The organism is Sphaerotilus sp. (assembly GCF_031429695.1).
GTDB lineage: Bacteria > Pseudomonadota > Gammaproteobacteria > Burkholderiales > Burkholderiaceae_C > Sphaerotilus.
The window spans coordinates 1-11940 of the sequence record NZ_JANPAB010000019.1; the positions used below are offsets into that span (position 1 = coordinate 1).

Genomic DNA, 11940 nt, shown 5'->3' on the forward strand with positions numbered 1-11940 from the left:
GATCTACCAGGAGAGCAGCCTCGTCATCCGCGCCATCCGCGACTACTTCACGGCGGACATCGGCGAGATCCTGATCGACACCGACGACATCTTCGACCAGGCCGCGCAGTTCATGAACCACGTGATGCCGGAAACGGCCAACCGCGTGAAGCGCTACCGCGACGACGCGCCGCTGTTCAGCCGCTTCCAGATCGAGCACCAGATCGAGACCGCGTTCAGCCGCACCGTCAACCTGCCCAGCGGCGGCGCCATCGTCATCGACCACACCGAGGCGCTGGTCTCGGTCGACGTGAACTCGGCGCGCGCCACGCGCGGCGGCGACATCGAGGAAACCGCGACCCGCACCAACCTGGAAGCCGCTGACGAGATCGCCCGCCAGGCGCGTCTGCGTGACCTGGGTGGTCTGCTGGTGGTGGACTTCATCGACATGGAAGAGTCGAAGAACCGCCGCGAGGTCGAGACCCGCCTGCGCGATGCGCTGCGCTACGACCGCGCCCGCGTGCAGTTCTCGACGATCAGCAAGTTCGGCCTGCTGGAGATGAGCCGCCAGCGCCTGCGCCCGGCGCTGAGCGAAGGCAGCCACATCACCTGCCCGCGCTGCAACGGCACCGGCCACATCCGCGACACCGAATCTTCCGCGCTGCAGACGCTGCGCATCATCCAGGAAGAGTCGATGAAGGAAGGCACGGCGGCGGTCCACGTCCAGGTGCCGGTCGAGGTGGCCAGCTTCCTGCTCAACGAGAAGCGCCCCGAGATCACCAAGATCGAGATGAAGCAGCGCGTGACGGTGATGCTGGTGCCGAACAAGCACCTCGACACGCCGAACTACAAGCTGGAGCGCCTGCGCCACGACGATCCGCGTCTGGAGAACCTGCAATCGAGCTACTCGATGGTGGAAGAGCCGGAAGAGGACGTCGGCATCACGCGCCGCGAGAAGAACGTCAAGCCCAAGCAGGCGCCGATGATCCGTGGCGTGCTGCCAGACCAGCCCGCACCGGTCGCTACACCGAAGGCCGAACCCGCTCCGGTCGCTGCCGTGCCAGCGCCCGTGGTGGCTGCCGCCCCGGTGGCGCCGGCACCAGAAGACGTGGCCGCTGGCACCGGTTTCTTTGGCTGGATGAAGCGCCTGTTCGGTGCCGCACCCGCCTCAGCGCCGGTCGCCCCCGTGGCTTCGCCTGTCACTCCGGTGCTCGAATCCCCGGTGGAAGGCAAGACCGACAAGCCCGCTGACAAGGCGGAAGGCCGTGGCGAGCGCCGTGGTGGTCGCGATGGTGGGCGTGACGGCAATCGCCGTGATGGTCGCCGTGGCGAACGTGGCGGCGAGCGTGGTGGTGAGCGCAACAAGCCCGAAGCGGCTGAGCGCAACGGTGAACGTATGGCAGAACGCGCTCCCGCCGAGGCCCGCCCTGAAGGTGGCCGTGGTGGACGCGGCGACCGTTCGCAGGATCGCCGCCCGGCCGAGGCTGGTGTCGTCGCCGTTGCGGACATGCCGAGCAGCGGTGGTCGTCCGCCGCGCGAGCGCCGCCCGGCGCCCGAAGTGGCCGCGCTGGCCGTCGAGGACGTGCAACCCGGTTTCGAGGACACCGCGTCCCCGGCACCGGAAGGTGAAAGCGCTGCGGCCCAGGCCGAGCGCGAAGGTCGCCGCCGTCGCCGTGGTGGCCGTGGTCGCCGTGACCGCGAAGAAGCACGTCCCGGTGAGAACGGTGCCGAGGCCGACGGTGGTGATGCCGCTGCCGTGACCGCCGAGACTTCGCCCGCTGCCGAGCCGGCTGCAGACGCTGCTGTTGTCGCTGCCGCTGCCGCTGGCACCGAGCCGCGCACCGACGAAATGGGCGAAGACGGCCGTCGCCGTCGCCGTGGCCGCGGTGGCCGCAACCGCGAGGAGGCGCCGGCGGAGTCTGCAATGGCTCCGGCTGATGTCGTGCCGCTCGCCGCTGTGGCGGCTGCCGTGGTCGCTGAAGCGGTTGTGGCGGAACCTGCTGTGGTCACGGAATCGGTGGTGGTCGCTGAAGCGGTCGAGCCGGTTGTCGCGGCTGCGCCGGTGGTCGATGTGACCCCGGACGCTCCGGTGGCCGAGGCTGCGCCGGCCGTGGCAACGGTGGCGGAAGTGGCGGCGCCGGTCGCTGTCGAACCGGTCGCCGAAGCCCCCGCTGCGGTGGTGGTTGCCGCGCCGGTGGTGGCTGCGCCTGCCTATGTTCTGCAGCTTGACGAGTTGGCTACGGTCGCCCGCGACGCTGGACTGGAGTGGGTCAACAGCGACACCGACAAGGTCCGCGCCGTGCAGGACGCCATTGCCAGCACGCCGGCCTCGGTGCGCCAGCCGCGCGCGCCGCGTCCGGTAGTCGTGGTCGATGAAGGTCCGCTGGTTCTGGTCGAGACGCGTCGCGATCTGGCCAGCCTGCAACTGCCGTTCGAGACCACCAACTCGGAGTCTGCCGAGGCCTGATCGACCGCACCTCGATCGCTTCGACCCGACGCCGCCCGGCCCTGCGCCCGGCGGCGTTTTTTTGTCCGCCTGCTTGCCTGCTTGTCCATGTCCTCACCGATCGCTCACCCCGTGTTTGCCCTGCTGGACGACGCCAGTGCCCCAGCCGATGTGGCCGCGAGTCGGCTGTTCACCGGGTGGCTCGGTGAACACCGCTGCACGGACCCGGCGGATCTGGTGGCGGTCTGGTCCGCGGCGGCGGCGGGTCTGGCGCTGGGCGAGCACCTGGTGCTGCTGGCCGACTACGAATGGGGGGTGCGGCTGGCGGGCCTGGTGGCGGCGCCGGGGGCCTTGCGGCTGCTGCGGTTTGCACGGTGCGAGCGGCTCGCGGGGCCTGCGGTCGGGGCGTGGCTGGCGCAGCAGGACGGCACGGCGGCGCCCGGCCCCGCCGGCGTGGTCGGCCTGACGCCGGACGACGACGAGGCGACGTACACCGCCGCCATCGCCGAGATCCACGCCCGCATCCGCGCTGGCGAGACCTACCAGGTCAACCACACGCAGCGCCTGCGTGGCCGCAGCGTCGGCACGGCACTGGCGCTTTACCGGCGGCTGCGGGCGGCACAGCCAGTGCCTTTCGGCGCCCTGATCGCCTTGCCGCAGGACCACTGGGTGCTGTCCTGTTCCCCGGAGCTGTTTGTGCGGCACGCGGCCGGGCACCTCGTCACCCGCCCCATGAAGGGCACCTCCCCGCGCCACCCGGACCCGGCCGCCGACCAGGCCAGCGCCGACTGGCTGGCCGGCGACGCGAAGAACCGCGCCGAGAACCTGATGATCGTGGACCTGCTGCGCAATGACTTGGGCCGGCTGGCGACGGTGGGCAGCGTGCGTGTGCCGGCGCTGTTCGCCATCGAGCCTTACCGCACGGTGTTCCAGATGACCTCGACCATCGAGGCCGACCTGCCGCCCGCCACCGACCTGCCCGATGTGTTGCGCGCGATGTTCCCCTGTGGCTCGATCACCGGCGCGCCCAAGCGCCAGACGATGTCGGTCATCGGCCAGCTCGAATCCTCGCCCCGCGGCCTCTACACCGGCGCGATCGGCTGGATCGATGCACCGGGCGCCGCCGACCGCGCAGCCGGCCGGGTATTGGGCGACTTCTGCCTGTCTGTGGCGATCCGGACGCTGGAGGTCGGCGCTGCCGATCCGCACGACGGCGCGCGCGCGGTGACGCTGGGCGTGGGCGGCGGCATCGTGCTGGATTCGGACGCGCTGTCGGAGGCGGCGGAGTGCCGCGACAAGGTGCGCTTCCTGACCCGCACCGATCCCGGCTTCACCCTGTTCGAGACGCTGCGGGTCGAGGGCCGGCAGGTGTGTCGCTTCGAGGCCCATCTGGCGCGGTTGCTCGCCAGTGCGGCCGCGCTGGGGTTCACTGCGTCGGCCGCCGCGGTGCGGGCGGCGGTGGACGAGGTGCTGCAGTCCCTCTCGGCGGACCCTGCACAGGTGGTGCGTCTGCGGGTCGATCTGTCCCATGACGGCCGACTGGCCTGCCGCAGTGGGGCGCTGACACCCTTGCCGGACGGCCCGGTGCACCTGCTCGGGCCGACGGGCCGCGTGCCCCTGCAGGAATCGGCGTTGCTGGGCCACAAGACCTCCTTGCGCACCACCTACGACGCTGCCGTGCGGAAAGCCGAGTCCGTGGGCGCCTTCGACCGGCTGTTCGTCAACGCCGCAGGCGCCCTGACCGAAGGGGGACGCAGCACGCTGCTGGTCCGGCTGGACGGGTGCTGGACCACCCCGCCGTTGTCGGCTGGGGTGCTGCCCGGGGTCATGCGGTCTGCACTGATGGCCGACGCTGGCTGGGCCGTGTCCGAACGCTTGCTCTGGCCGGCGGATCTGGCGCGGGCCGAGGCGCTGGCGGTGTGCAACGCACTGCGCGGGGTCTTGCCTGCCGCCCTGTGTTCCACCTGATTCCTGGGCTCATGGGTTACCCCGATCCTCACCTAAAGGATGTTAAAGAAGTCACAAGTCCCGATACATTACTCGGCATTAGAACGGCGAAGAGGAGACGCAATGTCGAGGCGATGGTGGAGTTGCCCGGTCTGCACCGTGCTGGGCTTGGTGGGTCTGGCCCTGCTGGCGTGGCTGCTGATCGGGCGTGGCGATGGCAAGGCGGACGCGGTGCGCCAGCGCACGGAAGCGGATGCCGCTGAGGTGCTGAGCGCGGCTGGGTTCCCCTGGGCGCGCTTGAAGATCGACAACGAGGTCGGCCGCATCGTCGGCGAGGCGCCGTCGGTGGCGCAGCGTGCGGCGGCCTACGCTGCGGCGAACGCCACCTTGCTGCCGATGATGGGCGTGCCCGGCGTGTTCGCGCGGCTGGAAGACGGGCAATCGTCCCCGGCCCTTGCACTGCCCGATGCGCCCAAGGTGCCCCAGACGGCCGCCTCCGGCGCGCTGACGGCCGAGGACTGCCAGGTCGCGATGGCGCGGGTGCTGGCGTCGCAGCAGATCCGGTTCAAGCTGGCTTCTGCGGAGCTGGATCCGAGCAGCGTGCCCTTGCTGGACCAGCTGCACGGCTTGTCCAGACGCTGTCCCCAGGCCCGCATGCGTGTCGAAGGGCACACGGATGCCCAAGGCGATGCGGCCGCGAACATGCGCCTGTCGCAGCGCCGGGCGCAGGCCGTGGTGGACGCCCTCGCCAAGCGTGGCATGGCGGCGAACCGCCTGCAGGCGCAGGGCTTCGGCGAAGAGCGCCTGCTCGATGCCGGCAGCACGCCCGAGGCCCACGAGCGCAACCGCCGCATCGAGTTCCACCTGGCACCCAAGGCCCCCTGAGTCCTGCCTTCATACCCACAAACACTGCGGAGAGACGCACCATGTACCTGTTGAGCCAGTTGTGGCTGTACCTCTTGCTGGCCTGCCTGGCCGGCCTTGCCCTCGGGCTGCTGTTGAACCGGATCTGCCAGCAACGCCGCCATGCCGCGCAACTGGACGCGCTGCAGGCCCAGCACAGCGACGACCGCACACGTTCAGACGCCGTCCTGGTGGGTCTGCGCGGTGAACATGCGCTGGCGCTGGAAACCGCCGGCGCAGACCGCACAGCACTGCAGACCCGGCTGGCCGCGCTGGATGCCGAACACCACACCGCCCGCCAGGGGCTGAGTGCGGAAGTCGAGTCGCTGCAGGGGCGCCTCGGTGCGCTGCAGACCACCTACGAATCCCGCATCACGCTCCTCAACACCGAGACCAGCCGCGCAGTCCAGCTGACAGACGAATTGACTGCGCTGCAGGTCCGCCATGCGGCGCTGGAAGCGGCACACCGCAGCGCGCAGGCCCAGCAGACCGAGGTGGCCAAGGAAGCCTATGACTGCCTGATCAGCACCCAGGCCGAGCGCGATACTGCCCGTGCATCGGCTGCGGAGTTCGAGGTGACGCTGTCCCGGGAGCGGCAGGCGGCACTCGCTGATCAGGAAACCGCGTGGCAGGCCGCGGAACTGCAGGCCCAGGCACTGCGGGATGCACAGGCCGCTGGCCAATCGGCTGCCCAGTTGCGCGAGCAGGCGATCCAGCAGGAGCTGGCCCTCAGCCAGACGCGGACCCAGGAGCTGGAGGCCGAATTGCGCGGCCTGCGCCTGACGCTGGCCGAAAACGACGAGCAGCTCGCCACCTTGGGCGCCCGTCTGCAGACCGAGCGCGACCAGCAGCAAGCCGCACAGGCCCGCATCGCCGAACTGGCCGCGCTGGTGCCGCCGCCCGCGCCGGAGGTGCCCGTGGTCGTGCGGCCGGCGGTGTCGGCGGCGGCGACCATCACCAGCGCCGAACTGGAGCGGCTGGTGCTGGCGGCTGGGGCCGGACAGCAGCCTGCACCCGTCGAGATCGACCACCAGCGCCCCGACGACCTGAAGATCATCGACGGCATCGGCCCGGTCAATGAACGCTGGCTGCACGCGCATGGCGTGCGCTACTTCTGGCAGATCGCGAGCTGGTCGCCGGCGGAACTGGCGTGGGTCGCCAACCACCTGCCCAACTTTGGTTCGCGGGTCTACCGCGAGAACTGGATCGCGCAGTCGGCGAAGCTGGCCACCCGGCAGTCGATGCGCTGAACGGGCGCTCAGCTCCCCAGCCGCTCCAGCGCCCGCAGGTAGGGCGCGTGGTGCATCAGGTCGTCCCATGGAACTGGCGGCGTCTGGGGCAGCAGCGCCAGGCGCCGCTGTTCGCTGTCGGGGCTGGTCTGCCACTCGCCGCGCTCCAGTGCCGCGGTGAGTCCATCGAGCAGGTCATCGACCGCTCGGCCACCGTCGAGCGACTGGTTGCACAGCAGCACCATGTCACAGCCCGCCGCCAGCGCCAGCACGGCCGCTTCGCTGTAGCTCAGCACATCGCCGTTGCGCACGCCCGGCACACGCCGCGCCCCTTCCATGCTCAGGTCATCGCTGAACACCAGACCGGTGAAGCCCAGTCGCTCGCGCAGGATGTCCTGGATCCAGCGCGACGAGTAGCCGGCCGGGCGCTTGTCCACCTTCGGGTAGATGACGTGTGCGGGCATCACGCTGGTCAGGCTGGTCGAGAGCCATTCGTAGGGCCGCGCGTCGTCCGTGAGGATGGCGGTCAGCGTGCGCTCGTCCCGCGGCACGGCGACGTGGCTGTCCGCTTCGGCCCAGCCGTGGCCGGGGAAGTGCTTGCCGCAGTTGGCCATGCCGGCCTGCAGCAGCCCCAGCATCAGACTGCGGGCCAGCGTGCCGACGACCCGCGGATCGCGGTGAAACGCACGGCTGCCGATCACGCCGCTGCGGCCGTGGTCAAGGTCGAGCACCGGCGTGAAGCTCAGATCGACCCCGCAGGCACGCAGCTCCGACGCGAGGATGTAGCCCGCTGCGGTCGCCATGTCGCAGGCGGTCATGGCGCCGTGGCCTTCACCGTGGCGGCCGTCGTCCAGCCAGCGCTCGCCCAGCGTGCGCATCGCGGGCAGGTGGGTGAAACCGTCGGTGCGGAAACGCTGCACCCGGCCGCCTTCGTGGTCCACGCTGACCACCACGTCCGACCGGATGGCCTTGATCTCGGCGACGAGCTGGGTGAGTTGTGACCGGTCCTGCCAGTTGCGGCTGAACAGGATCAGGCCGCCGACCAGCGGGTGCTGCAGGCGGCGGCGGTCGTCGTCGTTCAGCGTGAGACCGGCGACATCGAGAACGACAGGGGCGTGGGCGTGGTGCATCGGCTGGAGGGGGACAGGGGGTGAGGGATCAGGGGGTGCGGGTCTCGACCACGACGAAGCTGGTCGCGTAGTCGGTCTCGTCGGTCAGGCTGACGTGGGCGCTCAGGCCATGCTGGTCGAACCACGCAGCCAGCACGCCATGCAGGCGGATGAAGGGCTTGCCGCTCGGCTCGTTGAGCGTCTCGCAGTCGCGCCACTGCATCGGCGCGTGCAGCCCGAGGCCGATCGCCTTGGAAAACGCTTCCTTGGCGGAGAAGCGGGTGGCGAGGTAAGCGATGCCACGCGCCTCGACCTTGGCGCGGCGGTAGTGGAAGACTTTCAGCTCGGTGGGCCCGAGCACCTTCTCGGCGAAGCGGTCACCGCGCCGGGAGAGCACCGCGGCGATGCGGCGGATGTCGCAGATGTCGGTGCCGATGCCGTAGACCATCGCGGCGTCCGTCCTGTCTCAGCGCAGGGGAGCGAAGGCACGCTGGATGCAGCGCTGGTAGTCGCGCACGGTCTCGGCGTAGCCGAGTTCGAGCGCGTCGGCGACCAGCGCGTGGCCGATCGACACCTCCTGCACCCCGGGCACGGCGCGCAGGAAGTCGCTGAGGTTGTCGCGGTTCAGGTCATGGCCCGCGTTGATCCCCAGGCCGACGGACAGCGCGGCTTCGGCAGCCCTGACGTAGCGGTCGAGCACCTCGGCCTGGCGCGGCGTGCCCCAGGCGCTGGCATAGGCTTCGGTGTACAGCTCGACCCGGTCGGCGCCGAGGTCACAGGCGGCGCGCATCATTTCGGGGATCGGGTCCATGAACAGGCTCACGCGCACGCCCAGCGCCCGCGTTTCCTCGATCACGGGCCGCAGCCGCTCGGCGTCGTCGGGGAAGGTCCAGCCGTGGTCCGACGTGAACTGGCCCACCGTGTCCGGCACGAAGGTCGCCTGGTGCGGGCGCACGGCGCGGACCACGTCCATCAGGTTGTGGAAGGGGTTGCCTTCGATGTTGAACTCGATGTGCGGCCAGGCCTGCAGCAGCGCGGCCAGATCGGTCACGTCGCCGGCGCGGATGTGGCGCTCGTCGGGGCGCGGGTGGACGGTGAGACCCTGTGCGCCGGCTTCCAGCACGAAGACGGCCGCGCGGGTCACGCTCGGGATGCCGAGGTGCCGTGTGTTGCGCAGCAGCGCGACCTTGTTGAGGTTGACTGAAAGGGCCGTGCGGCCACTCTGGGCGTTGCACGATTCGGGGGCGACGAGGGGGTTCATGGCGGTCAGCGGGCGGTGTCGGTCAGTTTCTGCACCTCGACCATCAGCGCGCGGGTGCGCAGCATCGAGGTGCCGAGATGGTAGTGCAGCAGGTGGCGCAACTGGCTGCGCAGCTCGGGCAGCGCGCCCTGGCAGGTCTGCTGCAGGGCGCCGAGGTCGAAGGCGTTCAGCGCCGATTGCAGCGCCAGCAGCGTGGCGCCGCCGAGGCCCGGTGCGCCGTCGGGCAGCGGGTGAACGCCGGTTTCAGGATGCAGCCCGTGGCGCACGTCGGTACGCACGGCCACCTGCGTCAGCGTCACGCGGTCCAGCTCCGGCAGCACGCCCGATTCGCGCAGCAGCCACAGCTCGAAGGCCCGCAGCGCAGCAGCGGTTTGCGCCTCGTCGTGCGGGGCCAGCCGGGGCAGGGTGGCGGCGTAGACGTCGAACAGGCGTGGGTGGGCGTCTTGCCGCGCCAGTCCGCGCAGCAGCAGCTCGTTGAGGTGAAAGCCCGCCAGCAAGGCCGCACCCGAAGGCATGGCTCCGCCGCCCGCCCACTCGGCGCTGCGCAGCAGGTGAAGATCGGGCGGTGCCTCGTGGCCACCTTGGGCCGTGTCCGGTTCTGTGTCGTGCCGGGCGGTCTTGCCACCCAGCACGATCGTCAGGCGCTGGAAGGGCAGCAACACGCAGCGCATCTGCGAATGCGGCCGCTTGGCGCCCTTGGCGACCGCGGCGATGCGGCCATGCTCGCGGGTCCAGAGATCGAGGATCAGGCTGGACTCGCTCCAGTCGTGGTGGTGCAGCACATAGGCGGCCAGCGCGGCCGGCGGGCTGCGGCGCGTGGCCACGGCAGGCTTACTCGTAACCGTAGCTCTTCAGGCGCTTCTCGTCGTCGGCCCAGCCCGAGCGGACCTTGACCCAGACTTCGAGAAACACCTTGCAGCCGGTGAGGCGCTCCAGCTCGGTGCGTGCTTCGGTGCTGATGCGCTTGAGCCGCTCGCCGCCTTCGCCGATGACCATGCCCTTGTGCGAGTCGCGCTCGACGATGATGGTCGCGGCGATGCGGTTCAGGCGCCCACCCTCGACTTCCTCGTACTTGTCGATCTGCACGGTGGACGTGTACGGCAGCTCGTCGCCTGTCAGGCGGAACAGCTTCTCGCGGATCAGCTCGGCGGCGAGGAACTTGTCGCTGCGGTCGGTCAGTGCGTCCGCGTCGTAGTACCAGGGCTGCTCGGGCAGATAAGGACGGATGATGTCCAGCAGGCGCTGGGTGTCGTCCTTCTTGGTGGCCGTCAGCGGCACGAACTCGGTGAAGGCATGTTTGGCCTGCATCTGCTGCAGCCAGGGCAGCAGGTCCGAGCGGCGCGTGATCAGGTCGAGCTTGTTGGCGATCAGGAAGGTCGGCTTGCCCGGCGGGATCAGCGACAGCACCTTGGCGTCGGCCGGGCCGAAGCGGCCGGCGTCCACCACGAACAGCACGACATCCACATCGCCCAGCACCGATTGCACCGTCTTGTTCAGGTTGCGGTTCAGCGCCGCGGTGCCACGGGTGGTGTGGGTGGTCTGGAAGCCAGGGGTGTCGACGAAGACGTACTGGGTGTCCGCCTGGGTCGAGATGCCGGTGATGCGGTGGCGGGTCGTCTGCGCCTTGCGCGAGGTGATGCTGACCTTCTGGCCGATGAGGGTGTTCAGCAGCGTCGATTTGCCCACGTTCGGGCGGCCGACGATGGCGATCAGGCCGCAGCGGCGGTCGCCGTCGTTGGAGCCGACGGCGGCGGCGAGCATGGTGTCGAGGTCGGGCGCTTCACAGGCCAGTTCGTCCGCGTCTTCCTCGTCGCCGTCATCCTCGTCATCGACGATCGGATTACCGTCATCGTCCAGCTCGACCAGTGCGTCGTTCAGACCGTCCTCGTCAGCAAATTCGTCGACCGGATCGAGCAGGTCGTCCGGCAGGGTGGCCGCATGCGGCTTGGATGTGGTGGTCATTGTTCTGGAGCAGCGCTCAGTTGTTCGAGGACCAGGCGCGCGGCTTCCTGTTCGGCCGCGCGGCGTGAGCGGCCTTCGCCGCGGGCCTGCACACCGGAGCCGGCAATGGTGCACACCACGATGAAGGTCTGGTCGTGCGCGCGGCCGCGGGTGGCTTCGATGCGGTAGTCGGGGATGCTCTGGCGGCGCGCCTGCAGCCATTCCTGCAACTGGGTCTTGGCGTCCTTGCCCCAGGCCTGGGTGGCGGTCTCGGAGATCAGCGGCTCGAACAGACGGCGTACCAGGGCTTCGGCCGACTCGAAACCCGAATCGCGGAAGACTGCGCCGATGATCGCTTCCAGCGCATCGGCCAGGATCGACGGACGCTGGGCGCCACCGCCGCGGGCTTCGCCTTCGGACAGGCGCAGCACCGAGGGCAGGTCGAGCGAGAGCGCGATGCGGTGCAGCATGTCCTGGCGCACCAGGTGGGCACGGATGCGGGTCAGGTCGCCTTCAGGCGATTCGTCGTACTGGTCGAACAGCAGGTCGGAGACGGCCATGTTCAACACCGAGTCGCCGAGGAATTCGAGCCGTTCGTTGTGGTCCGTGCCGAAGCTGCGGTGGGTCAGAGCGCAGGTGAGCAGCTCACGCTGGCGGAAGGTGTAGCCCAGGCGCTGGGAGAGGGATTCGAGAGGAGCAGACGGATTCAAGACAGACCTTCAGACCTTCAGATTCACTGCGACCGGCCGCGGTACTTGATCAGCAGCGACACCGGGCCGAACAGTTCGATTTCCTTGTCGTAGGCGAAGCTCACCACAACCCGGTCATTGTCCTTCGTGACGTCGAGGTCCTTGCCAGAAATCGACTGGATCGAGTATTCGATGTTCTTGGCCCGCTCGAAGGCGGCCCGGATCTCGGGTACGGTGCTGCCACCTTCTGCCGCGATCTTGGTCACGATGCGCTTGATGGTGGCGAATTCGTTGATTGTCGGCAGCACGCGCATCGCGACCAGCGCTGTCATCGAGATCACCACCGCCCAGAAGACGAGACCGAGCAAGGTGACACCACGCTGGCCAGTCGGGCGGATCGACGCGGGAGTCGGGCGTGGGCGAAAGGTCATCGAAG

The 11940-nt window shown here is 69.5% G+C and carries 11 protein-coding genes; 4 read left to right on the forward strand and 7 right to left on the reverse strand.

Annotated elements, in window-relative coordinates; genetic code table 11:
• The 4 genes from RMP06_RS04420 to RMP06_RS04435 form a co-directional block, all read left to right on the forward strand.
• Positions 1-2446 (forward strand): ribonuclease E/G (locus tag RMP06_RS04420; protein WP_310460572.1); only part of this gene is annotated, 2446 nt, incomplete at its 5' end.
• Between the two features lie 87 nt (positions 2447-2533).
• Entirely contained in the window at positions 2534-4393 is a 1860-nt protein-coding gene (locus RMP06_RS04425) for a bifunctional chorismate-binding protein/class IV aminotransferase (protein WP_310460573.1), read from the forward strand.
• 102 nt (positions 4394-4495) lie between these two features.
• Complete coding sequence (locus RMP06_RS04430; protein ID WP_310460574.1) at positions 4496-5257, forward strand: OmpA family protein; 762 nt, start codon at positions 4496-4498, stop codon at positions 5255-5257.
• 41 nt (positions 5258-5298) lie between these two features.
• Positions 5299-6525, forward strand: a complete 1227-nt coding sequence (locus RMP06_RS04435) for a hypothetical protein (protein WP_310460575.1) — start codon at positions 5299-5301, stop codon at positions 6523-6525.
• A gap of 8 nt (positions 6526-6533) precedes the next feature.
• Here RMP06_RS04435 and nagZ read toward each other — a convergent pair whose 3' ends face one another.
• The 7 genes from nagZ to RMP06_RS04470 all read right to left on the reverse strand — a co-directional run bounded on the left by nagZ (position 6534) and on the right by RMP06_RS04470 (position 11935).
• Positions 6534-7634, reverse strand: coding sequence for a beta-N-acetylhexosaminidase (nagZ, locus tag RMP06_RS04440; RefSeq protein ID WP_310460576.1), 1101 nt, complete (start codon positions 7632-7634; stop codon positions 6534-6536).
• Positions 7635-7662: 28 nt separating this feature from the next.
• Positions 7663-8061 carry a holo-ACP synthase gene (gene acpS, locus RMP06_RS04445; protein WP_310460577.1) on the reverse strand — a complete coding sequence of 133 codons (399 nt, stop codon included), beginning with the start codon at positions 8059-8061 and terminating at the stop codon, positions 7663-7665.
• 18 nt (positions 8062-8079) lie between these two features.
• On the reverse strand, positions 8080-8874 hold the full coding sequence (locus RMP06_RS04450; protein WP_310460578.1) for a pyridoxine 5'-phosphate synthase: 795 nt from the start codon (positions 8872-8874) through the stop codon (positions 8080-8082).
• 5 nt (positions 8875-8879) lie between these two features.
• Positions 8880-9698, reverse strand: a complete 819-nt coding sequence (gene recO / locus RMP06_RS04455; RefSeq protein WP_310460579.1) for a DNA repair protein RecO — start codon at positions 9696-9698, stop codon at positions 8880-8882.
• 7 nt (positions 9699-9705) lie between these two features.
• Positions 9706-10635: a GTPase Era gene (gene era, locus RMP06_RS04460; protein WP_310460605.1), complete on the reverse strand. Its 930-nt coding sequence runs from the start codon at positions 10633-10635 to the stop codon at positions 9706-9708.
• Between the two features lie 197 nt (positions 10636-10832).
• Positions 10833-11525: a ribonuclease III gene (rnc, locus tag RMP06_RS04465; protein ID WP_310460580.1), complete on the reverse strand. Its 693-nt coding sequence runs from the start codon at positions 11523-11525 to the stop codon at positions 10833-10835.
• A gap of 23 nt (positions 11526-11548) precedes the next feature.
• A complete protein-coding gene (locus RMP06_RS04470; protein ID WP_310460581.1) occupies positions 11549-11935 on the reverse strand; it encodes a DUF4845 domain-containing protein in 387 nt (128 codons plus the stop codon).
• Positions 11936-11940 lie beyond the last annotated feature (5 nt).

Bases quoted from the DNA above. Each gene is read 5' to 3' on its own strand.
- RMP06_RS04425 (WP_310460573.1), top strand. From the start codon at position 2,534: ATGTCCTCACCGATCGCTCACCCCGTGTTTGCCCTGCTGGACGACGCC.
- RMP06_RS04430 (WP_310460574.1), top strand. From the start codon at position 4,496: ATGTCGAGGCGATGGTGGAGTTGCCCGGTCTGCACCGTGCTGGGCTTG.
- RMP06_RS04435 (WP_310460575.1), top strand. From the start codon at position 5,299: ATGTACCTGTTGAGCCAGTTGTGGCTGTACCTCTTGCTGGCCTGCCTG.
- nagZ (WP_310460576.1), bottom strand. From the start codon at position 7,634: ATGCACCACGCCCACGCCCCTGTCGTTCTCGATGTCGCCGGTCTCACG.
- acpS (WP_310460577.1), bottom strand. From the start codon at position 8,061: ATGGTCTACGGCATCGGCACCGACATCTGCGACATCCGCCGCATCGCC.
- RMP06_RS04450 (WP_310460578.1), bottom strand. From the start codon at position 8,874: ATGAACCCCCTCGTCGCCCCCGAATCGTGCAACGCCCAGAGTGGCCGC.
- era (WP_310460605.1), bottom strand. From the start codon at position 10,635: ATGCTCGCCGCCGCCGTCGGCTCCAACGACGGCGACCGCCGCTGCGGC.
- RMP06_RS04470 (WP_310460581.1), bottom strand. From the start codon at position 11,935: ATGACCTTTCGCCCACGCCCGACTCCCGCGTCGATCCGCCCGACTGGC.